20 protein-coding genes are annotated in these 23,089 nt (G+C 40.4%); 8 read left to right on the top strand and 12 right to left on the bottom strand.

The features are described from left to right. Window positions 1–42: 42 nt before the first annotated feature. The 3 genes from B5X60_RS03020 to B5X60_RS03010 are packed head-to-tail and all read right to left on the bottom strand — an operon-like array spanning window position 43 to window position 3,209. Complete coding sequence (locus tag B5X60_RS03020) at window positions 43–1,224, bottom strand: efflux RND transporter periplasmic adaptor subunit (protein WP_245803457.1); 1,182 nt, start codon at window positions 1,222–1,224, stop codon at window positions 43–45. 21 nt (window positions 1,225–1,245) lie between these two features. Beyond that, complete coding sequence (locus B5X60_RS03015) at window positions 1,246–2,583, bottom strand: TolC family protein (RefSeq protein WP_079701175.1); 1,338 nt, start codon at window positions 2,581–2,583, stop codon at window positions 1,246–1,248. An 8-nt stretch (window positions 2,584–2,591) separates the two neighbouring features. Next, window positions 2,592–3,209, bottom strand: coding sequence for a TetR/AcrR family transcriptional regulator (locus B5X60_RS03010; protein ID WP_079701174.1), 618 nt, complete (start codon window positions 3,207–3,209; stop codon window positions 2,592–2,594). A gap of 206 nt (window positions 3,210–3,415) precedes the next feature. On the opposite strand from B5X60_RS03010, the gene purB reads away from it, so the two are divergent. Continuing rightward, entirely contained in the window at window positions 3,416–4,759 is a 1,344-nt protein-coding gene (purB, locus tag B5X60_RS03000; RefSeq protein WP_079701172.1) for an adenylosuccinate lyase, read from the top strand. Window positions 4,760–4,838: 79 nt separating this feature from the next. Further along, entirely contained in the window at window positions 4,839–5,402 is a 564-nt protein-coding gene (locus B5X60_RS02995) for a NifU family protein (RefSeq protein WP_079701171.1), read from the top strand. Window positions 5,403–5,549: 147 nt separating this feature from the next. Here the strand turns inward: B5X60_RS02995 and B5X60_RS02990 are convergent, their stop codons facing one another. The 5 genes from B5X60_RS02990 to B5X60_RS02970 all read right to left on the bottom strand — a co-directional run bounded on the left by B5X60_RS02990 (window position 5,550) and on the right by B5X60_RS02970 (window position 10,008). Further along, on the bottom strand, window positions 5,550–6,011 hold the full coding sequence (locus tag B5X60_RS02990) for a heme-binding domain-containing protein (protein ID WP_079701170.1): 462 nt from the start codon (window positions 6,009–6,011) through the stop codon (window positions 5,550–5,552). A gap of 25 nt (window positions 6,012–6,036) precedes the next feature. Beyond that, window positions 6,037–6,828: an inositol monophosphatase family protein gene (locus B5X60_RS02985; protein ID WP_079701169.1), complete on the bottom strand. Its 792-nt coding sequence runs from the start codon at window positions 6,826–6,828 to the stop codon at window positions 6,037–6,039. Window position 6,829: 1 nt separating this feature from the next. Beyond that, the gene (locus B5X60_RS02980) at window positions 6,830–8,002 is read right to left on the bottom strand and encodes a prolipoprotein diacylglyceryl transferase (protein ID WP_079701168.1); all 1,173 of its coding nucleotides are present in this window, start codon (window positions 8,000–8,002) and stop codon (window positions 6,830–6,832) included. Window positions 8,003–8,075: 73 nt separating this feature from the next. Further along, on the bottom strand, window positions 8,076–9,395 hold the full coding sequence (gene mtaB / locus B5X60_RS02975; protein ID WP_079701167.1) for a tRNA (N(6)-L-threonylcarbamoyladenosine(37)-C(2))-methylthiotransferase MtaB: 1,320 nt from the start codon (window positions 9,393–9,395) through the stop codon (window positions 8,076–8,078). Window positions 9,396–9,444: 49 nt separating this feature from the next. Then, the gene (locus B5X60_RS02970; protein WP_170878367.1) at window positions 9,445–10,008 is read right to left on the bottom strand and encodes a UbiX family flavin prenyltransferase; all 564 of its coding nucleotides are present in this window, start codon (window positions 10,006–10,008) and stop codon (window positions 9,445–9,447) included. A 348-nt stretch (window positions 10,009–10,356) separates the two neighbouring features. Between B5X60_RS02970 and B5X60_RS02965 the strand changes: the two genes are divergently transcribed. Genes B5X60_RS02965 through B5X60_RS02950 form a run of 4 tightly spaced genes read left to right on the top strand, consistent with a single transcriptional unit; the run spans window position 10,357 to window position 16,630 of the window. Then, the gene (locus B5X60_RS02965) at window positions 10,357–10,944 is read left to right on the top strand and encodes a TetR/AcrR family transcriptional regulator (RefSeq protein ID WP_079701165.1); all 588 of its coding nucleotides are present in this window, start codon (window positions 10,357–10,359) and stop codon (window positions 10,942–10,944) included. Window positions 10,945–10,959: 15 nt separating this feature from the next. Beyond that, the gene (locus B5X60_RS02960) at window positions 10,960–12,291 is read left to right on the top strand and encodes a TolC family protein (protein WP_079701164.1); all 1,332 of its coding nucleotides are present in this window, start codon (window positions 10,960–10,962) and stop codon (window positions 12,289–12,291) included. Between the two features lie 4 nt (window positions 12,292–12,295). After that, complete coding sequence (locus tag B5X60_RS02955; protein ID WP_079701163.1) at window positions 12,296–13,438, top strand: efflux RND transporter periplasmic adaptor subunit; 1,143 nt, start codon at window positions 12,296–12,298, stop codon at window positions 13,436–13,438. 15 nt (window positions 13,439–13,453) lie between these two features. Further along, complete coding sequence (locus B5X60_RS02950) at window positions 13,454–16,630, top strand: efflux RND transporter permease subunit (RefSeq protein ID WP_079701162.1); 3,177 nt, start codon at window positions 13,454–13,456, stop codon at window positions 16,628–16,630. A 74-nt stretch (window positions 16,631–16,704) separates the two neighbouring features. Here the strand turns inward: B5X60_RS02950 and B5X60_RS02945 are convergent, their stop codons facing one another. After that, the gene (locus tag B5X60_RS02945) at window positions 16,705–17,943 is read right to left on the bottom strand and encodes a DEAD/DEAH box helicase (RefSeq protein ID WP_245803456.1); all 1,239 of its coding nucleotides are present in this window, start codon (window positions 17,941–17,943) and stop codon (window positions 16,705–16,707) included. Between the two features lie 127 nt (window positions 17,944–18,070). Further along, window positions 18,071–19,309, bottom strand: a complete 1,239-nt coding sequence (locus tag B5X60_RS02940) for a DUF2130 domain-containing protein (RefSeq protein WP_079701160.1) — start codon at window positions 19,307–19,309, stop codon at window positions 18,071–18,073. Window positions 19,310–19,528: 219 nt separating this feature from the next. Here B5X60_RS02940 and B5X60_RS02935 point away from each other — a divergent pair, with 219 nt between their 5' ends. After that, window positions 19,529–20,215: a class I SAM-dependent methyltransferase gene (locus tag B5X60_RS02935; protein WP_170878365.1), complete on the top strand. Its 687-nt coding sequence runs from the start codon at window positions 19,529–19,531 to the stop codon at window positions 20,213–20,215. Here the strand turns inward: B5X60_RS02935 and B5X60_RS02930 are convergent. Beyond that, entirely contained in the window at window positions 20,208–21,077 is an 870-nt protein-coding gene (locus B5X60_RS02930) for an aldose 1-epimerase family protein (RefSeq protein ID WP_079701158.1), read from the bottom strand. The genes B5X60_RS02935 and B5X60_RS02930 overlap by 8 nt on opposite strands. Window positions 21,078–21,192: 115 nt before the next feature. Between B5X60_RS02930 and B5X60_RS02925 the strand changes: the two genes are divergently transcribed. Beyond that, a complete protein-coding gene (locus B5X60_RS02925) occupies window positions 21,193–21,597 on the top strand; it encodes an acyl-CoA thioesterase (RefSeq protein WP_079702283.1) in 405 nt (134 codons plus the stop codon). A 38-nt stretch (window positions 21,598–21,635) separates the two neighbouring features. Here the strand turns inward: B5X60_RS02925 and B5X60_RS02920 are convergent, their stop codons facing one another. Continuing rightward, window positions 21,636–22,862 carry a DEAD/DEAH box helicase gene (locus B5X60_RS02920; RefSeq protein ID WP_079701157.1) on the bottom strand — a complete coding sequence of 409 codons (1,227 nt, stop codon included), beginning with the start codon at window positions 22,860–22,862 and terminating at the stop codon, window positions 21,636–21,638. Window positions 22,863–23,089: the final 227 nt, after the last annotated feature.

Below are 23,089 nucleotides of genomic sequence, written 5' to 3'. Positions count from 1 at the left end.
TTATTTCTTTGTTAAACGCTGTTAGAAAGCAGACAGTTGGAATTAATTAGCTTTTATAACGTCACCTTCGCTGAGACCATCTGTACCAGCTATCACTACTTTGTCACCCACTTTCAGACCACTCAGTATCTCTGCTTTACCTTCTGAGATTTTACCGGTTTGGATATTAACTCGTTTGGCTTTTCCATTATCAGAGATAAACAGGTAATCACCATTTTCAGCTTTTTGAATAGCATTTACTGGAACAATTAATGCTTTGTCATTCTTATAATCAATGATCTTCAGGATACTAAGCATGTTCGGACGGTATCTGCTATTCGCGGGAAGCTTAATTTCTACATTGAAACTTCTAGATACCGGATCGATAGTTTTAGATGCAAAAGAAATCTTAGTATTTATTGAATCCGGTACATCCGGAAGAATCACTTGTACATTATCACCTTGATTTACACGACCAGCATAAGATTCGGCAACCTGAGCCTTAGCTTTCAATTTGTTGGCATTAATAATCCTGATTGAAGACATTCCCGGAGAGGCAACTGACCCTACTTTCATATCCATAGCGTCAATGGTTCCGGAAATTGGTGCTTTAATTTTATACATGGCGATCTGGGATCTTAAGGTTGAGATACGACGTTCCGCGGCTTCCTTTTGAGTTCTGGCATTGATGAACTGAACTTCAGTTCCAATTTTTTGATCCCAGAGATTTTTTTGGCGCTGATATAAAGTTGTTGCAAGAGATAACTGGGTTTGTAGCTCAGATATGTTTTGTCTTAGGACTTTATCATCAATTTGAGCAAGAACCTGCCCACGACCAACATTCTGTCCAACAGAAGCATACACTGCTGTAACAACTCCCTGAGCTTCCGGGCTCACCTGAACGTTGTCTTCTGCATCAATGCGACCCTGAACTTCAAGGAAGTTACTAAATGTGCTTTCCTGAACTTCCAGGATACCAACAGTTTTAACATCCTCAGCAGTCTTAGCTGATCCAACTTCGGCTTCAAGAGCGGCAATTTTCGAGTTAATCTCGACTCTTTGTTTTTTAAGTGTTTCGAGTTCGGTTTTTTTATCGGTTGTTTTTCCTCCACACGCTGCAAGAAAAAGGACAATACCCATAAATATTAAATTTTTCATAGAACTGTTATTGGTTTTAATTTTTAGATTCTTGAAGTCTGTTCCTAAAGGATTTTTGCCAGACTTATTGTTATATGTGATGATCATATCGTTATATTTCGATTGCGATTAGTATATTATTTTCCCTAAAGCTTTATCCACATTCACTCTGTTGATCATTTGATCATATAAAGCATTTATATAATTATTCTGTGCTTCCTTTAAGGCCGTTTCAGCAGTGGTGACTTCAATACTCGAACCTACCCCCTGTTCATATTTAATTTTAGAAACTCGTAAAACCTCCTGAGCCAGGTCCATATTTCTCTTTTGATTCTCAAGAGATTTCTGACTGTTCAAATAAGTGGTTTGTGCCTGGTCAACTTCCAGGTTGATCCCGTTTTGAAGATTGATGAGATCGTTTTGAGTTTTCACGATTGCCAATTTGGCGTTACGAACCTGGTTTAGCTTGATACCCCCGGAAAAGATTGGAACAGATAGTCGCAAACCAATAATTGTGCTTGGGAAGTTGGTGTCGAATAATTGAGAAAAATTATTCGATTGAAAACTTTGCGAAGTACTTCCAAATGCGGACAAAGACGGTAAAAACTGACTTTTATACCTTTTGAGATCAAATTCATTAAGTTTTTTCTGAGTTTCCAGCAAGGAATATTCGATCCGGTTGCGATAAGCAGTGGTGTCTCTTGACACGAGTGCCTGATCCGCCTGAAGGCTCGCGATGGAATCAGTCAAAGTTAACTTGCTATTAACTGTCATCCCCATCTGGAACTTTAGAAGGTTGACATTTAATGCTAGCAAGCGAATAACATTTTCGCGCTCAGTTTCGAGATTGTTTTTCAAAACAGTTAATCGGTCAACATCAATTTTCTCAACGAAACCGTTTTTAAACATAGCTTCTGTGTCGCTTAGCGATTTGCGGAGTCTTTCAAGATTCGCATCGATCAAACTCAGCTGCTCATTACTTACAAGCACTGAATAATATGCCTTTGTGACTGCAACCGATGTTTCAATTCGTGTTCTTTTAAGGTTTTTCTGAGATAATTCCTTATAAGTCTTGGAAGCCTGTAAGCCAACAAGGTATGACCCATCAAACAGCAACTGATTTAACTCAAGTCCAACTGAAGACTGGTATTTTACTCCGAATTGAACTGGAATTTGGGTTCCAGGCTGGCCGAAAAACTCACCGGGCAAAAGGCTCGTCGGAAGCTTTATAAAGTCCTGAAAATTCGCATTTCCACTTACTTGAGGAAGTCCGATCCCAATCGTCTGCTTAACTGTATTTATTGCAATTTCCTCATCTACCTGAGCGTTTAACACCGAGACCTGATGATTTTGTGCATAATCGATGGCCTGTCTTAAACTAAAGGCAGCAACTGTATCGGCTTGCTGGGCCTTCGCGGTTAAACCCAGGCAAAGGCAAATTATTAACGTTAGATATTTGTATTTCATGGTAGCTATTATTCTTCCTCTATTACCTCTTTGTATTTATTAATCAATTTATGTCCTCTCAACGAGCATATGCCGTAAAGAAAATGTTCAGTAAGTTCAGCCATTACCTGTGCTATCCCATACTTTCCATTTGTATATTCAGAGCTGTTTGAAAAGATCAGGTCAACCTGCTCAAGCCGCATCTGTGTAAGGATGTCACATTTAATATCATTTCTATAATACCCCTCCTTAATTCCTCTCAGCAGGTTACTGTAGATCGTTTCGTAAAGGCTTGTTTGACGAAATTTTTTAAACGACATCCAGGCTTGCGGGTGGTATTTCTGCAGGTCGTAAAACAAATTCGGGTTCATGTTAGAGAGTAATTCCTTCATGTTTGTTACAGCAAAGAACATTTCGTGCACTGCATTCTCTGCCTTCTCTGAACCGTCTTTGATCAAACATTTCTGGCCATTAAGCTTATTCTCGATTACCATATTTACGATCTCGTTCTTATCGCTGAAATGCGTGTAGATCGTCTTTTTAGACATGCCAAGGTGTTTGGCGAGGTCATCCATCGTCACACTCTTGAACCCATGCTGACAAAAAAGATTGTCTGATTCAGAGATTATATATTCTTTTACTTCCAATTATTACACTCCTTCATTATTGCGTCGCAAAACTATGGAAACTTTTTTCAATTCCAAAGTTTCCATAGAAAATAATATTAATTTAATGGCAAATGACATTACCATGATGAGTGTGGGATTTCAATGGAACAGGCATTTAGGAATGGTGATTAGGCAAAAGCTTCTACTAATTTCAAAAAGCTTAACTTCGAAAAAATTTTATACGAATGAATTTCTCGCCATTATCAGCTATATCCCCTATTGACGGGCGTTATCACAAAGCAACATCAGAACTATCAGGATATTTTTCAGAATCTGCATTAATAAAATTCCGAGTATTCGTTGAGATTGAATATTTCATATCTCTGTGTGAGCTCCCATTGCCACAGCTTGCCGATTTTGACAGTTCAAAATTCGAAGCCCTGCAATCGATCTATAATAATTTCAATGATACTGATGCACAAGCCGTTAAAGAGATTGAAAAAACAACTAACCACGATGTTAAAGCTGTTGAATACTTTATAAAAGATGAGTTTTCAAAACTTGGCCTGGACAAGCACAAAGAATTTATCCACTTCGGACTTACATCACAGGATATTAATAACACAGCAATACCGCACTCGTTCAAACTAGCAATTGAAAATTCATATCTACCGGCATTGAACGAGCTTATTGGTCAGCTCAAAGATCGAGCATCAGAATGGGCGGAAATTCCGATGTTGGCCCATACTCATGGTCAACCGGCTTCACCTACACGACTCGGGAAAGAACTTCAGGTATACATTGAACGACTCGAAGCTCAGCTTTCGCAGCTTAGTGCAGTTCCATACTCAGCGAAATTTGGCGGAGCAACAGGTAATTTCAATGCACATCATATCGCCTATCCAAAAATTAACTGGATTGAATTCGCTGATAAATTTGTTAACATTCGACTGAAACTGAACCGCTCCCAATACACAACACAAATTGAGCATTACGATAATTTTGCTGCTCATTGCGATGCACTAAAGCGTATTAACAACATCTTAACTGATCTGAACCGCGATATTTGGTCTTACATTTCTATGAACTATTTTAAACAGCAAATTAAAGCAGGTGAAGTTGGATCATCTGCAATGCCTCATAAAGTCAACCCCATAGATTTTGAGAACTCTGAAGGGAATTTAGGCCTTGCAAACGCCCTTTTCGAGCATTTATCAGCAAAGCTTCCGATTTCGCGTCTCCAGCGCGACCTCACAGACTCGACTGTACTCCGCAATATCGGAGTACCGGTTTCGCATACATTAATTGCAATCAAATCAACTATACGAGGTCTTAAAAAACTTCTCATCAACAAGGATTCGATAAAAGGAGACCTTGATGCAAATTGGGCCGTTGTTGCTGAAGCGATCCAGACTATCCTTCGCAGAGAGGGTTATCCAAATCCCTACGAAGCACTTAAAGAACTTACGCGGACTAACACCCATGTAAATGAACAAACAATTAGTCAGTTTGTAGATACATTGGACATCAAGGATGAGGTTAAGACTGAACTTAAGGCCATCAGTCCGTTTAACTACACCGGAGTATAGGCAGTCATACACATGTCATAACTTTATCCGCCGCAGCAGGAAGTTTAAAAATTAGTAATTTTGTGGATATTTTAATGATATGAGCACTGCAACATCAACTACGAACGTCTATACCGAAAGTACCCCTAACCCGGCCACACGGAAATTTTTAGTTAACAAATTGCTAACTAATAACAGCGTCGACTTTCCAACTAAAGAAAGTGCAGAAAAATCGCATTTTGCACGCGAATTGTTCAAGTTTAATTTTGTTACTGGAGTTTTTTTCGCGAGCAATTTTGTTACTATTACCAAGTCTGAGGGCTCAGACTGGCAGGATATTGAACCAATTCTTAAAGAATTTGTTAAAGGTGCAGTTGAATCTGAACTGAATATTCTTGAGAAAGAAGAAGCGGCGGCGAACTTTGAAGGTACTGAAACTGAGATTAAAATACAGCAAATTCTGCATGATTATGTACGTCCGGCAGTTGAACAGGATGGCGGTGCCATAAGCTATAAATCTTACAATGAAGGAGTTGTAACAGTTGAGCTGCGCGGATCATGCAGCGGATGTCCTTCATCAACTATCACGCTAAAATCAGGGATAGAAAACCTTTTAAAACGCATGGTACCTGAAGTTACTGAAGTAGTTTCGGAAGCGTTATAAGAAAAAACTTCCCACAAAAATACATTTGTCCATATTAGGGACTGGTAAGGTTCAAGTTAGGGGATCCTTCGTTCAAATACCCTTTGAACGAAGGATCCCCTAACATGGTACATCACGACCAAATGGAAGGAAACTCAAGTTTCAAATTTACTGGTCCCTCGGTTTTATAATATTACGAACCTGATTAGCCCAATTTACGATAGCCTCCCTTTGTGAAACCGTGAGTTTCGCGTCCTGATGTGAGATGAGGTACGATTTCAGTGGCATATTTTCACTCTCTACTTCATCCATTACTTCGTCTAGTTTGTGAGATTTGAAGCGGGCATTAAATGCCTCGAAATCTGAAAAATTGAGCTCATTCCTCCCCTCTTCAATATGATGGTCTAACCACCATGCAACAGGCTGGATTTCGGAATACCAGGGGTAATTTGTATTATCGGAATGACAGTCATAGCAGGAAGTCTTGATCATCGTTTTGATGCTATCCGGAGCCTGGTAGTGATTGAAGATATCATCTGGGGTCGCTGAATTTGACTGATTTTTGGCTGGTCTTATAAACTGGATCAGAACCAATATTACTAGCAATCCGAGCAGAATCTTCTTTAACATACAACCGATTTAAGTATTAAATTTTCTAGTTGAACTCCTTCTTAATTGATTCAAGTAGTTCTGAAGAAATACGGCCGTTCGTGGCGACAATCTCGCGTCGCTCAAAACAATCATTGCCACCGTTGAAGTCAAACGTTTGACCTCCTGCTTCTCGTACCAGAACCATGCCAGCCGCAATATCATATGAATTGAGATTATACTCGAAATATCCGTCAAACCGGCCACAAGCAACGTATGCCAGGTCGAGGGCTGCAGAACCTATACGGCGCAGGCCGTGACATTTTTGCATCAGGGTGCGCAATACTCTCAGGTATTTTTCCATTTTTGAAAATTCGTAAAATGGAAATCCTGTGGCAAGCAGAGTATTTTCTACAGCGGGGGCATTTGATACAGAAATCCGCATCCCATTAAGATAAGCTCCCCCATTCTGCCATGCTGAGAAACATTCGTCGCGATTAATTTCATAGACAACACCGAGGACAAGTTCAGCTTTATATTGAAGCGCTATGCTGATGCAAAAAGATGGTATGCCATGGATGAAGTTGGTTGTCCCATCCAAGGGGTCGATAATCCAGTTGTAACTTTCTGAAAGAACTGTGCTTGTCTCTTCTTCTGTAATGAAACCAGCTTCAGGAAGTATTGAGGTAAGGCCTTTAACAAGGTCTCTTTCTGCGGTTTTATCCACATATGAGACCATATCATGGAGACCTTTATATTCTATACGTTCACGATCAAAGATTTTCGATTCCCCACGAATAAATTCGCCAACAACTTTTGTCAGACAAATTACTTCTTTGGTGAGTGCTTGAAGATCCATATTATTTAGCAGGAATACTCTCAGGATGGTTCTTTGCGTGTTTCGTGAACCAAAATAAGCCGGCGATACCGGTCAAAACAAGTATAGTTGAGATTAGTTCTGCTTGAGTGAATCCTACTCCGAAAAGATGGTACTTTGAATTCACCCGGATTGATTCGATTAGAAATCGTTCGATTCCATTAAGTATTAAATAAATGGATACCATTACACCCGGAATTTTGATCCTATGTCTTATTGACCACAAAAAGGCAAAAATGGCAAGTCCCATTAAAACTTCGTAAAAAGGCGTCGGATATACAGGAAGGGGCAGTTCATTGCAAAAATTGCCGGTGCATCCTGCAATCGGAACACCTTCATTAACTACGTTATGCGGATATTTAAAAGACCACACCCAATCCGGAGCCCAGCTAAGCCAACCTGGCTTTGCTTCCTGGTTTACTATCCCCCAATCACCATCACCTGACAAGTGACAGCCAATTCTACCGACAGCATAGGCAAGCATCAAACCAGGTCCAGCAATATCAACCATATGAATCCACTTGATCCCATATTGTTTAGCCTTGTAAAGAACGGCAGCGCCACCAACCAGGAGACCTCCGTAAAATGTCAGTCCGCTAAAAGAAAAAAGTCCTCCGATAGGATCTTTTATGAAATCGTCCCAATATTCAAGGTTATGAAAGACCTTTGCTCCTAAGAATCCCCCCACAGCAGCCCACATGAGCAGACTCCCCATTATTTGGTGTGGGTGAACAACTTCTTTTACGGTTTTTGGCTTGGCTAATGCTTCTTTTTTCTTTTCAGCATAGGACCAATACACGAACAAGGCCCCAAGCAGTATACCACCAAGTATATTTCCCCGAGATGATAATATAAATGTTTGCGGATTCTCAACGAAATCGGAATAATGAAATAAGCCTTCAACTAGTTTAAAACCCATTAAAAAACCAAAGAAACCATTGAAAAATAGTTCAGCGATGGAAGCAGGCTCGCCAACCGTAACTTCGCGGGTAAAGGGATGGACAAGACCGAGTTTTTCCTTTCGCTTAAATTCTTGCGACAACGCCCAGTACCCTGCAGCAAATGCAAGCGCAACAAAAAAACCAAAAGTCTGTACTGGAAGTGGAATTTGAATTCCGGTAAGGTATTCTATTAAGTGAGTTATGGTTGGAAACATAAGCTAAATATACGTGCGGATTATAAGAGGCAAGGTAAGATAATTACGAATGAAATCAATCGAATAGATTAGTTCATTGAGCAAACACCTCGGACTGTTCACTAATTTCCATATCTCCGTCAGCTGCGATATTTTCAAATTTCACAGATCTTAGCTCATTTACGAGTAATGGATCATAAGGAGTTTTAACTTTCACATAATTACGACTGAAGCCATGCATAAATCCTTCCTTATGATCAGCTTCGAAAAGAACTGATTCTGATTTACCAATCTGAGTCCCATAAAATGCCCGGCGCTTCTTTTCTGAAAGACTGTGAAGCATCTTGCTTCGGTCTGAACGTTGAGAGCCCGGCACCTTTCCTTTCATGCCGGCCGCCGGGGTATTATCCCGCTCAGAATAATTGAAAACATGTAGGTAGGATATATCCAGTTCATTCAAAAAATTATATGTATCAATAAAGTCATCCCTGGTCTCTCCTGGAAAACCAACAATGACATCAACGCCAATACAGCAATCGGGAATTAATTTTCGGATTAAGGAAACTCGCTCGGCGTATAATTCTCTTTTGTAACGACGGCGCATAAGCCCCAGAATTTTATTAGACCCTGATTGAAGTGGAATATGGAAATGCGGTACAAATTTATCGGACCTTGCTACAAACTGGATAATTTCGTCGGACAACAAATTAGGTTCAATGGATGAAATACGAATCCTGTCTATTCCATCAATAACATCCAAAGCCTTCACCAGGTCGAAAAATCGATCCTCACGCTCCCCGTCACGGATACCAAAGTCGCCTAAATTTACCCCTGTAAGAACTATTTCCTTAACACCAGAAGCAGCAACTTCCTTTGCACGATGAAGAACATTCTCTATGGTATCGCTTCTGCTGCTCCCCCTTGCTAAGGGTATTGTGCAAAATGTGCACAGATAATCACAGCCGTCCTGTACTTTCAGGAATGTACGGGTTCTGTCGCCAAATGAGAAAGAAGGTACGAATTCCCTTGCCGCTTCAATCGGACTGTTAAAAATCCTGGTGTTTGGTTCTTTAGCCAGATCGGTGATGTACTCGATGATCCTGAATTTTTCCGCTGCGCCAAGTACAATATCAACTCCTGGAATTTCAGAAATTTCTTTCGGTTTGAGCTGTGCATAACATCCCACAATTGCTATGTAAGCATTTGGTGAATATTTTAAAGCTTCCTGAACAACCTTACGGCATTTTTTATCTGCATGATCTGTTACAGAACATGTATTAATAATGTAGATATCGGCATTGTCAATAAAGGAAACGGTTTCAAATCCTGCATCTTTGAACTGACGGCCAATAGCGGACGTTTCCGAAAAATTCAGCTTACAACCGAGAGTGTAAAACGCAACCTTTTTGTTCATAAAGGGGCAAAGATACAAAAAAGTGGAAAGGTCCCAGCAAGGGGAATCTTTAACTATTGCCCCATCGAAAGGAATTATCTTCCAGTCCCACCAAATCGATCACCCGATTGATAACAGTTGCCGCTACATCTTCAATGGTTTTAGGCAAACTGTAAAATGAAGGGGTCGCCGGACAGATTATCCCTCCAGCTTCCGTCACCGTTTTCATATTATTGATATGTATCAAATTGTAGGGAGTTTCTCTTGCCACAAGTATAAGCTTTCTCCGCTCCTTCATTATCACGTCGGCAGCACGGGTAATCAGGTCATTGGATATCCCTGCGGCAATCCGACCAAGTGTCCCCATGGAGCAAGGGCAAACAATTAGAGTGTCAAAGCCTGCCGATCCGGATGCAAATGGCGCATTAAAGTCGTGTTTATCAAAGAAGGGCAAATCATATTGTTCATAATCAGTATTACCAAGTTCGTGTTGCCAAACGTCTTTTGCATTGTCTGACATTACGATACCAATTTCTGAAATTTGAGAATTAAGAGATACAATTTTATCGAGCAACACTTTTGCATACACAGATCCACTGGCACCAGTTATCGCAATCGCTATTTTTCTCTTCATGATTATTTAACCCGGAATATTTACACCTGAAATAGAATATTCAAATATCCCTCATTTTACCGGTATAAAAAAGGGCCGAATACAAGTATTCGACCCTACATCTACCTATGAAAAACATGCCCTTCAGAAGGGCAAAGCAAATATATTACTATTGCCGTATTTAGCAAGGTTTTTCAAAAAGAAAATTACGCGAGCAAAATACCGCAGAAGTTTCCATCTACTACATAATTTAGATGTTCGCGAAAAAAATTCTTTTTCGAAATTCGACCGTTTTCCTTTGTATCATTTTTATTAATGATTTAAGTGTGACAATAACTACCGATCAAAAGTCTTTAATTTGCCGACCGAATGAACGTTCAATTAGATAACCCCGAAAAGAAAGAAGCTATTCTTCAGAGCACATTGGAACTTATAGGCTCTAATGGCTTCCATGGTTCACCAATGAGCCTGATTGCAAAAAATGCCGGTGTAGCCGCCGGCACGATATACCACTATTTTCCGTCTAAAGAGGTTTTGATTTTTGAGTTATATGCTCATATCAAGAAAGGAATTGAGCAAGCTATGTTTAAGAATGACGACCAACACCAGTCATTTCAGCATCGCTTTTTCAATCTCTTTATAAATGTATGCTCATACTATATTAGGAATCCTAATGTTCTGACTTTTTTGGAACAATACACCAGTTCTCCGTTTGTGAAATGTAATCCAATTCATCAAAAGAGAAACTTCAATCAGGAAATGATCGATTTCTTTAACTATGGAGTAGAGAATGGTCATTTGAAAAAGATAGACGATCATTTGCTAGCCCCGGTTTTTCACGGAACGATCATATCAACTGCTAAACATCATATTACGGGGCGTTATAAGTTCACTCAGGAATCTTTACTTAATGTGGCACAAATAATCTGGGATGGAATCAAAGTGAACAAGTCCTAAATCGCCAAGAATTTTATGAAAAAAACTACATTTTACCTGCTTGCCTTACTTACTTTTTCATTCCTAACCGTTCATCTTTATGCACAGCGAACCGATGAGAATCACCCTACAAGCCTGACATTAAAAGAATGCATAAATTTTGCTTTAAAGAATCAACCTTTGATTCAACAATCAGTTATTGATGAAGAAATCGCTGAAAGGGATATCGATATAGCACTGTCTGGTATTTATCCGCAAGTTAGCGGGCAGGCAAATTTGTCGAGATACCTGAAACAACCGGTATCATTACTTAACGGACAGCCAGTTATATTTCAACCAAAAAACAATTCGAATTTTCTTATACAGGCTGATCAAACTTTGTTTAGCAATGATCTTCTTTTTGCAGCAAAGGGGGCAAAATTTACTCGGCTTAACAGTCAGCAGAAAACAGAATCTAACAAGATTAACACTGTTGTTGCTGTTAGTAAGGCTTTCTACGATATTTTAACCAGTCAGGAACAACTGAAGATTCTAAATGAAAATATTGCACGAGTAGAAAAACAGTTTAAGGATTCGTATGCGCAATATGATGCCGGCCTTGTAGATAAAACCGATTATAAAAGAGCCTCTATCTCACTAAATAATTCAAGAGCAGACTTGAAAAGAATAAATGAATCGCTCACTTTTAAATATGCATACCTGAAGCAATTGATGGGGCTTGGCAGCGATGATAAAGTAAATTTAAATTACAGCGGCACTATTCTCGAAACCGAATTACTGTTAGATACAACTCAGGCGCTGCTGTACGAGAATAGAATAGAATATAAGCAACTGTTGACCCAAAAGCAAATTCAAGATCTAAACATTCAGTTTCACAAATACGATTTTTTACCGTCCCTATCCGCTTTCGTTAATTACAATAATATTTACCAGAATAATAGTTTCGGAGATCTCTATAATAAAGATTTTCCTAGCTCTCAAACGGGTTTACGCCTTTCCCTCCCAGTATTCCAGGGAGGAAGGCGGATTCAAAATTTAAAACGAGCCATATTGCAGGATAAAAGATTGGACCTTGATATCGTACAAACAAAAAACGTCATCAACACGGAGTATCAACAGGCATTAGCATCCTATAAAACAAACCTGAACGATTGGAAAACCTATCGTGATAATGTTGACCTTTCTCGAGATGTTTATAATACCATAAAACTGCAATACAATGAAGGGATAAAAACATACCTCGAATTGTTGATTGCAGAATCGGATCTGCGATCATCGCAGCTTAACTATCTTAATTCCCTTTTCAGTCTATTAGCAAGCAAGCTTGATGTACAGCAAGCCCAAGGAATAATAAATATCAATCAATAAAAATATGAACATAAACCTATTACGATCAGGCTTCCTTTGTTTAGTCCTACTAACCCTGATTTCATGTGGAAAAAAAACTGAGAAAGTAAGTAGTCAGGCAACTATGGCCTCCCAAGCTGTTCAGGTTAGTACTCAAACAGCCGGCCTCGAACTTGTGACAGGCGAGGATATTTATCCGGGAACTGTTGTTCCTTTGAATGAAGTTGAACTTCGTGCAGAAGTTGGCGGATATATTACTAAAGTTTTTATCAAAGACGGGCAAAAAGTTCGAAAGGGTCAAAAATTATATGAAATAGACCGCAGCAAATACGATGCAGCCTATCGTCAGGCACTCGCCGGGGTTCAAATCGCAAAGTCAAATCGCGATAAGGCTAAAAAAGATGCGGAACGATATAAAAAGCTCGCAGAACAGGATGCCATTGCGAAACAACGGGTTGATTATGCATTAACAGACTTAGCTAATGCAGAATCGCAGATTGCCGGTGCACAGGCTATATTGGCAAATACTGCGGCAGACTTACGCAGATCGGTGATCCTCGCTCCTCTAAACGGCACGATCGGAATTTCACAGGTTAAGCTTGGAGCCTTAGTTTCTCCGGGGTCGACATTACTGAATACAGTTTCAACAAATGATCCGATTGCAGTAGATATATTGGTTCCTCAACAGCAAATTCCCAGGTTTTTAAATCTCCACCAGAATCCAGGCTTGATTTCCGACTCATTGTTTTCAATCCAGCGCTCTGATAATTCGATAGCAAGTGCTGCTGGGAAGATCGTTACCATTGATCGTGCAGTAGATTCTCAGACAGGAAGTATTAAAGTCAGAATCAGCTTCCCGAATGGCGCCGGAACTTTGATACCAGGTATGAACTGCACTGTGCGAGTACTTAATAAATCTCCCGAAAAACAGGTCGTAATCCCTTTCAAAGCAGTTGCTGAACAGCTCGGTGAATTTACAGTCTTTGTAGTCGGCGACAGTAATAAAGTTGATCAGAGAGCAGTCAAAACCGGGTTAAAGTTGGCGGATAAAATCGTAATAACTGACGGTCTTAAACCGGGAGAGATATATGTTACGGAAGGCGTTCAAAACCTCAAAAACGGATCGGTGGTAACAACAGCAAGTAACACGCCTGCACCTAAAAAGTAATTTTAAGACGCTAAGATGATATCAGAAGTTTTTATAAAAAGACCGGTTACGGCTATTGTTATTTCAGTTTTAATTGTTCTGATAGGGACCATCGTGATGCTGGGATTACCTATTAGTCAATACCCAAATATTTCGCCCCCAACTGTAACTGTTTCAGGTACATATACGGGAGCAGATGCTCAAACGGTTGAACAAACGGTAACAACTCCTATAGAGAGCCAGATCAACGGTACACCGGGTATGAAATACATGTCGTCCAACAGTACTTCTGATGGTCGTTCGGCTGTAACAGTAACGTTTGACGTCGGTACTAACATTGACATTGCTGCCCTTGATGTTCAAAATCGCGTTGGCATTGCAGAGCCTGCTTTACCAGAAGCAGTTAGGCGTTTAGGTGTAACGACAAAGAAAGCCAATACAGACATCCTGATGGTACTTGGTTTAACCTCACCTAATGGCACTCATGATCAAAAATTTCTTTCCAACTATGTAAATCTTTACGTTAAAGATGCCCTCCTTAGAGTCAAGGGCGTGGGCGACGTTCAAACATTTGGGCAACCGTTTAGCATGAGGGTCTGGCTCGACGCAAACAAACTCGCTCAGCTCGCAATCTCACCAGCCGATGTAACTGCAGCTATTCAGGAACAAAATACAAGGATCGCTGGTGGCAGTGTGGGCGGCCCACCTCAAAATGGCTCACAGGTATTTGAATTTTCAGTCGTACTTGACGGAGCTTTAAGTTCCGAAGAAGAGTTTAGGAACATTGTTGTAAAAACGGGCACAGATGGAGCCATAACCTATCTCAAAGATGTAGCGCGGATTGAGCTGGGCGAATTCTCCTACGTTACACGGTCGAAAATCAATGGGAAAATCTCTTCCATGATGGCTGTGAACCAAATGCCTGGAGGAAATGCAGTGGAAACCTATGAGGGCATTGTAAAAACTTTGGAAACGCTTAAAAAATCCTTTCCGAAGGACATGGACTACACCATCAGTTATGAAACGGTATCAATTGTTAAAGTCTCTCTCAAAGAAGTTATTTACACATTAATAGAAGCCCTGGTTCTTGTAACTATCGTTGTTTTTCTTTTTCTCCAAAGTTGGAGGGCTACCTTAATTCCTGTACTCGCAATACCAGTGTCGATAATCGGTACATTCATCTTTTTCACAATGATGGGTTTCTCCATCAACGTTCTGACTATGTTTGGTTTTGTGCTTGCGATAGGAATTGTCGTTGATGATGCGATTGTCGTGGTTGAAGCTGTACAACATTACATAGACCATAATGGATTATCCGCTAAGGACGCTACACGAAGGGCAATGAAAGACATCACAGGGCCCGTTATCGCCATTGCTTTAATTCTGGCTGCTGTTTTCGTCCCTGTTGGATTCATTCCCGGCATGGTGGGACAACTATATCAGCAATTTGCAATTACTATTGCAGTTTCGGTGGTGATTTCTGCATTTGTTGCACTTTCCCTTACACCAGCTTTATGTTCCATCCTGCTCAAACCCATGAATCTTAACAAAGATTCAAGAGGGCTTGACCGGTTTTTCTTTAAATTCAATGCCTGGTTTCACAGGCTAACAAACAGATATTCCAATGGGGTACAAAGGTCGATAAAGAAAGCGCCGTTGGTAATTGTTGTTCTTGCCTGTATCTATGTTGGAACATTTGGTATGTTCAGCGCAAAATCCGCAGGTTTTATACCGAATGAAGATGCTGGTATTTTTATAATGGGTATCACCCTTCCCGAGGGAGCCTCAGCTGCCAGAACCGACCAATTTATTACAAAGGTCATAGGCCGTCTACAGGAAAAAATCCCGGAGATACAAAACATCACTTCAATCGCGGGGATCAATGTATTAAACCGATCATTCAAATCAAATGCCGGGACGTTCTTTGTTCAGCTAAAAAACTGGGATGAAAGGGAGAGAAATGTTCCCACCATACTTGGATTAATAAAAACGGAATTTACCGGTGATAAGGACGGTAGTGTTCTAGCGGTAGCCCCTCCTCCTATTCCAGGGCTCGGTATTAGCGGGGGATTTTCACTCCTGATTCAAGAACAGCAAGCGGGTGACATTAAGCAGTTCGAGGCTGTAGTAGCTAAGTTTCTGGCAGCAGCAAATCAGCGCCCAGAGATCGGGATGGCTTATACTCTATTTAGTTCAAGGACACCAAATTACCAGTTAACGATAAACCGCGAGCGTGTTAAACAAATGGGGGTTTCGATCGGCGCCGTGTACAGTACCATTTCAAGTTATCTGGGTAGTAGTTATGTAAATGATTTCACGAAGTATGGCCGCAATTTCCGGGTAGTGACTCAGGCTGACACTTCTTTCAGAACACATATAGAAGACCTTGGCAAATTATATGTTAAAAGTACTCGTGGTGAGTCTGTTCCGCTAAGCACCCTTGTGACGTACAAAATGGTTGAAAATGCATCGATCATTAATCACTATAATTTGTTCAGATCTATCGAGATCAGCGGAAGTGCTGCCCCAGGATATAGCAGTGGGGATGCGAATAAGGCTTTAAAAGAGATTGGCGCACAGCTGCCGGCAGGCTACACTTATGGCTTCTCAGGTTTAAGCCTGCAAGAGGAAGAAGCAGGCAGCAGTACGATTTATATCTTCGCACTTTGTATCGTATTCGTATTTCTGTTATTAGCTGCACTTTATGAAAGCTGGTCAGTGCCATTTTCAATTTTGCTGGCTGTGCCTCTCGGTGTCTTCGGTGCAATCCTGGCATTGACGCTAATCCCTCGCCTGGATAATAATATTTATGCGCAGATCGGACTGGTAACCCTGATAGGCTTATCAGCAAAAAATGCAATTCTTATAGTAGAATTTGCTAAAGAGCGCCTGGATTGGGGTATGGGATTAATACCCTCGGTTATGGATGCCATTAAACTCAGGTTAAGACCGATTGTCATGACATCGCTCGCCTTCATTCTTGGAGTTGTACCCCTAATCATTTCGTCAGGTGCGGGTGCCGTGTCGAGGCAAACAATCGGGTGGACGGTTTTCGGTGGAATGTTCGCTGCCACCTTCCTAGCAATTTTTATAGTCCCAGTCCTTTTTGTGCTTATTAGCAGAGTAGCATATGGAAAAAAGAAGCTTGCGGAGTTAGAAGCCTCGTACAAACCTGCAGATCATGCTGATGTTCTCCATGCCGACGAAGACTGATTTTATAGCTCCAAAATAAAGCCGCGGCACATCGCGGCTTTATTTATTAAATTTATTTGCTAGCCATAACTGCGCTACCTGTTCTTGAACTTCATCTTAGCTTTCTCTCTCGAACTGTAGTTGTAATCTTTATTATTGCTTTCCTTTTTTTCATGAAAAGCAGCTCCGCTGAGGCCCTCATCTTCCGGAGCTTTGGTTTTTACTTTCTTTATTTTTACGTCCTTTGCGATAACGAGATCTGCCGGAAGTTCGGCAACCGGAATCAGCTGTCCAATAGCCTGCTCAATTTTCTTAACGGTTACAAGTTCGATATCAGTTGAAAAGCTTATTGCAATTTTGTCCTCATTGCCTGATTCTTTCACTATACGGCTGATCAAGACTTCTTTTTCAGCAGGAATTTCCAAATGGACAACAAACGGTATTCCGCTAAGATCAACGGATTCTTTAAGATCGTCAGCGACTATCAATATCCTTGTATCTTCTGATTGCTTGAAATCATCAATTATATCAAATCCGGGATGATCGAAAAACAATGGTTTATACACGCTTACTTGTTTATCGAAGTTCTTAAAAAGGCTTTTGAACACTTTCTCTGCTGTAAGTCTTGTATTGACAAATACAATCACTTTACTAAAAACTTCCTCATCTACCATCAATAAATTGATGAGGTTTAGCTTTGTTTTGTAGTCAGGAACATGATACAAGAGTTGATCTATTGTCTCAAGCCTTTTCTCAGCCAGTTCAGAAACTTCAAGCAATGCGGGCTGATTCATGAACTGATCAATTAGTAAGTGTAATTTATCATGTACTACTTCTGTAAACACCAGATGCTGACACTTGACAATGCTTCTGGCGAGTTCAGCAACGGGAAGCTGCATGCCTTTTTTTATGATTTCTGCGGCATCATCGACAATGAACATGATGATCTTGTTGAGATTCAGACCTAGTTTTAGATAAACTGCCCGTGCCCTGTCGGGTGTAGCTATTACAATATCTGAACCATCGGTAACTTCATTAATCTGTGCTTCCATATTCCCATCGGGATAAAGTGGCACAATTCGGATCGTATTATTTCTGTTTAAGAGCTCAAACTTCGCTAAAACATCGTCAATTCTCTCTCTATCCGGTACCAGAATTAGTGCTCTTGGAGCCTCCTCAAAGCCATATTTTAAGCGCATCAACACTCCAAGGACGTATGCTGTCGTCTTACCAGATCCTTCAGGACCAACAGCAATTATGTCCTGTCCCCCAAGGATACGTGACATGGTTTTCAATTGAATTTCTTTAGGTCCAAGAAATCCAGCTTCAGTCATTGATTTAATGAGGGGTTTGCTGAGTTTGAGTTTGTCGAGTAGCACGGGCTATGGGCTTGGGGCAATGGGTGATGAACTGCAAAGCTAACTTTTATTGTTTGAAGTTGAGTAAGATTAGGGCTTAAGGCTATTCTAATAAAAGTGTTTCATCATCATCCGTCAAACTTAGCGATATTGTGTCCGCCCCCGCGATGCCTTCAATAGAACCCCTTATGCCGGATGCATTTATCAGGACTTTATCCAATTGCTTCTCCCTCATCTTCCACATCTTTTCCATTGCATCACGCTCTTTGTGAATAGACAGACGCATGCTCATATAACCTTCGCGAATAGCTTTCCATTGTTCAGAAAACTCAGTTCCGGTTAGATAATCGTAAAGCATATGCATCTTATCGCCTTTGTTTTCCTGTGATTTGGAAGCATTAGAAAGTTTGATAATGCCATCCCGCAGAACGTAAGCTACAGCTTTAACCTCCTCGAATGAACAGATCCATACGCCGTCTTTTTCCCCGAAACAATCCATCCCTTTGGGATAACATTGGGTGACTATTACTGCCACATCCACACCTGCTCCACGCATATCCTTTTTAAGCTTGTCTATCCAATCATTCCCGAAATCCTTTGTTCGTTTACTTTCATAAATGATTTTGCCACAATCTTGCCCGAATCTATTTCTAACGGTCTGAACGCAATCCGCACCTCTGACCCCTTTACCCACTTCGCCTATCTCATCAAAAGGAAAATTATTGCGCAAAAGTTCTTCAAGTATTAGCTCCTGAACTTCCCCCTGCAATTGCATTGATCCCTGTTCCGCCTTGCGCCGCATTTCCTCGACTAACTTTTTTTGATCTTCTATTTGTTTCTCGTATTCCTTAAGTTTCAGCTGATGTTCAGTTTCCTTTACAAGATTTCTCTCGAGTTCTATCTTTTTTATCTGATCTGCTATTACGATACGCTCTTCCTGAAGTTTACGCTGAAAAGTTAGTTCAATATCAGCTTCCCGGGCCTTCAGTTCCTGTTCCTTCTGCAAAAAAGTGAGCTCCTTTTCGCGGGCGAGCCTCAATTTTTCCTCATTCTCCTTATTTGAATTCTGGAGCAGTACAAGTTTATTTTCGAAATCTGCCGCGATACTTTTTCGCACACCCTCTTCCAGGTTCTTTCTTTCAACTACCAATTGTTGTTCGTACTTGAGCGCTAATTCCTTGTGCTGGCCCTTCAATTCTTCTTCTTTCCTTAGAAATTCCTCGTCTTTCTTTTTCTGCCAGGCAATCATTTTATCCCGGAGCTCTTGCTCATATTCTTTTCCGATTGCCTCTTCCAGGGGAAATGAGTGATTACATGCAGGGCACTTGACTTCAGTCGACATAATCTAAATTTAGCGGTTCAATATCGGTAAATTATCGGAATGCAATATACTAACATTATTAGTATTCAACAACGGCTTGTTATTATAACAGATGCTGAGTGAATTATCAGACAATAATTTTAATCGTATCATACATTCTCAAACCGTAAATTTGGATATAAATAATGCGTTATTTTAAAAGTTCTGCAAGATTGAGAACTAATCCTTTGGCAAATTAATATGGATGTTTTTGGGAATGCCTTGTTTGATTATCTTAAAAATGATAAGCCCGGGAAACTATGGCTACATAATAACTATGGTTCGCCAGAAGATATGCCAATTGAAGTGTTTTTCAGAACCGAAGAAGACCTTTCAGATCTTGAAGTATATGCTTTAACCTCATGTAAAGGTCGGGTTCTCGATATCGGTGCAGGTGTTGGCGCTCATTCACTAATACTTCAGGCAAGTGGATTTGAAGTTACAGCTCTGGAAATCTCAGCCCTTGCTTGCGAAATCATGAAAATGAGAGGCGTAAAAAGTATAATCAATGAGGACATATTTTCAAGCCAGAGAAGTTATGATACACTTTTACTGCTAATGAATGGGCTAGGTATATGCGGTGATATTGATGGCTTAAATAAATTGCTCCCACACCTAAAGAAAATGCTTAACAAGGACGGCCAAATAATTCTGGACTCGTCTGACATATCTTACTTGTATAACACATCCAATTTCCCGATACAACAATACTTCGGAGAAATATCATATCAATATGAATATAACTCGATTAAAGGTGAATGGTTCAAATGGCTGTATATCGATTTCGACCGTTTAAAAAGCATTTCACATTCGCATGGATTTCTGTGCGAGCATTTATTGGAGGATGATATGGATCAATACCTTGCTCGGCTTACGATCATCAAGTGATACCGATCGTATAATCGACTTCGAAGACATGCCCGTGCTCAAGTGTTCTTATTCCTTCTTTATTCCGGAATTCGCCCGGCCCACCAATGTTGTCACCGTATCCTAACCAGGGCTCAATACAAACAAAGTCACCGCCAGGTGCCGCCCAAATGCCAAGAGATTCAAAATGTGGAAACGAGACTGAGATGAAATTTGGTGTTTTATGATTTTTGATAAGGACCTCCCTGGATATCAGTTTCTTAAAAACAAGGGCTCCCGCTGAAAATAGATCCTTTTTGAGGTCGATTCTATTACCGTTCTGCACAACGGTTTCCGTTTGACCGTTAAAATATCCGTCATCCGAGAAAAGATGTTTGATAAGCTCTTCCTCTTGTTCGAACTCAATGTAATAATCATCATACTTTTCTCCTTTAAAAAAAGGAATATTAAATGCCGGATGGGCTCCAACTGAAAAGCAAATTGCGCCTTCATCCAAATTGATCACTTTATAGCTAACTCTTAACTCAGAGTCAAAAAGGTCATAAAGAACTTGAAAGGTAAACTTAAATGGATAAGATCTATGTGTTGCTTCCGAATGTGTCAGCGAGAATTTAGCATGGACATCGGTACAGTCCTGCATCACAAATTGAGAAGTCCTCGCAAAGCCATGTCTTTCCATTGGATAAACGCTGCCATTCACTTTAATTTCCTTATTAAAGCATTCACCCACAACCGGAAATAAATTGGGTGCGTGAAAAGCCCAAATTGCGGGATTTCCCTGCCAAAGATGCTCGACTTTGTTGAACTTATTAACTATCGAAGTAAGCTGGGCGCCTAAGGGACTAATCTCAACCTTTAAAAATTCATTCTGAAGAGTTACCATAATAATTATTGATGACTATTAAATAACATTTTCAATTGCTTTGTTTTAATAAATGTTAGACTGTCTAATGACAAACCGAAATATTCGTTTTCGTAAATTTACAATAAAATATATAATGAATTTTCATACACGAAAATGGGTTAAACCAGAGGATCTGAATCCGAATGGAACACTCTTCGGTGGAAGCTTGTTAAAATGGATTGATGAAGAAGCCGTGATCTATGCAATTGTACAGCTGGATAATCCGAAAGTCGTCACCAAACTTATTTCAGAAATCAATTTCGTCAGTTCAGCGAGGCAAGGAGATATTATAGAATTGGGTATTACGGCGACTCATTTTGGCCGTACTTCTATAACTCTTACCTGTGAGGTACGAAATATGATAACGCGAAAAAGCATTCTGACCATTGACCGACTGGTATTTGTAAATGTTGATCCACAGGGTAATCCTCATCCACATGGCAAAACGGCCATAAGTTATATAAAGGATCGCTTTCCAAATGTCGAGAAATTGGGATAGGTTGAGGACTGATCAAAAGCCTTAGACCCGATCCCGAACTAAGCTTGCTTCTTAGGCCATGGTTTTTTATTCCGGCCGTTGCGGTTATTATTTTTAGGGCCTGATGAGCGTCTTAAGGTTGGATTGTAAGCCGGCCCCTCTCCTAGTTCTTCCGGTAAATTCATTCGTGGAATTTCTTTTGCGATCAGGGTTTCAATAAACGAAAATCTCCGCTGGTCTTTTTCGTTCACAAAAGTTATTGCAGTGCCCTTAGTTTCTGCCCTTGCTGTTCTTCCAATTCGGTGAATATAGTCCTCCGGATCAGGTGGAACATCGAAGTTAATTACTAAACTTATTCCAGTGACATCTATTCCGCGGCTCAAAACGTCTGTTCCAATTATTACAGGTAGATGTCGGCTTTTGAATGCTCTGAGGATTGTTTCTCTCTGCTCTTGTTCAAGGTCAGAATGGAATGCTTCAGCTTTCACCCCTTCTTTTCTCAAGGTTCTGTTAAGGTCTTTAACAGTTTCTTTTCTGGAGCAGAATATTAACACACTTTTATAATCGCCATTCTTAAGCAGACTGGTAATAAGCTTGACTTTTTGAGGATCATATACCATGTAAACCTGCTGCGAAATACCCTCAGCCGGCTGCGATAATGCGATATTAATTTGCTCTGGGTTTTTAAGAATTGTATTTGCCAGTGTCCGAATTTTCGGGGGCATAGTAGCCGAGAACAATAAGGTTTGCCGCTCTTTAGGCAGACTGCTGATAATCCGTAATATGTCGTCGTAAAAACCCATATCTAGCATTCGATCTGCTTCGTCGAGAACCAGATATTGAAGGTGATTAAGCTTAATCGCCCCTGAAGCAAGTTGAGCAATCAAACGCCCTGGGGTCGCTATAATAATATCCACGCCTTCGAGCATTGCACGTCGCTGCTGTTCATAGATCATTCCGTCTCCGCCGCCATAAACAGCGATTGAGCTAATGCCTGCAAAATAGGCCAGACCTTCAACCTGCTGGTCAATCTGTTGCGCAAGCTCTCGTGTAGGAGCAAGAATTAAAGCCTTAGTATGTTTTTTGTCCCCAAGACTGATGTGCTGTAACACAGGTAATAGATAAGAAGCTGTCTTGCCTGTTCCTGTTTGTGCACAAGCGATCAGATCTTTATGTTCTAAAATAAGGGGAATAGCTTGTTGTTGAATTGGTGTGGGCTTTACGTAACCCATGCTTTGGAGACCTTCAAAAAGCTGAGGGTCAAAATTGAAATCACTGAATGTCAAACGAATAAAAATTAATTATTAATAATCACAAAGTTAGGTAAAAGAGTTGACAGTTGACAGGGAACAGTTGACAGTTAGCTGGGTGGACCAGAGGGATTGCCGCTGTCAACTCACAACTGTCATTGTCATCTTTTTTCAACACGCCTGTTTTTCTCAACATATCCCCATAGTATCATTTTTTTTCCTACTTTTGAATCCCGTACAAAACGATGTTTTTATTAATTAAA

The sequence above is a fragment of the Daejeonella lutea genome (genome assembly GCF_900168015.1).
Taxonomy (GTDB): domain Bacteria; phylum Bacteroidota; class Bacteroidia; order Sphingobacteriales; family Sphingobacteriaceae; genus Daejeonella; species Daejeonella lutea.
Note: the sequence above shows the minus strand (reverse complement) of the source record. Positions and strands in the feature narration are given on the sequence as shown.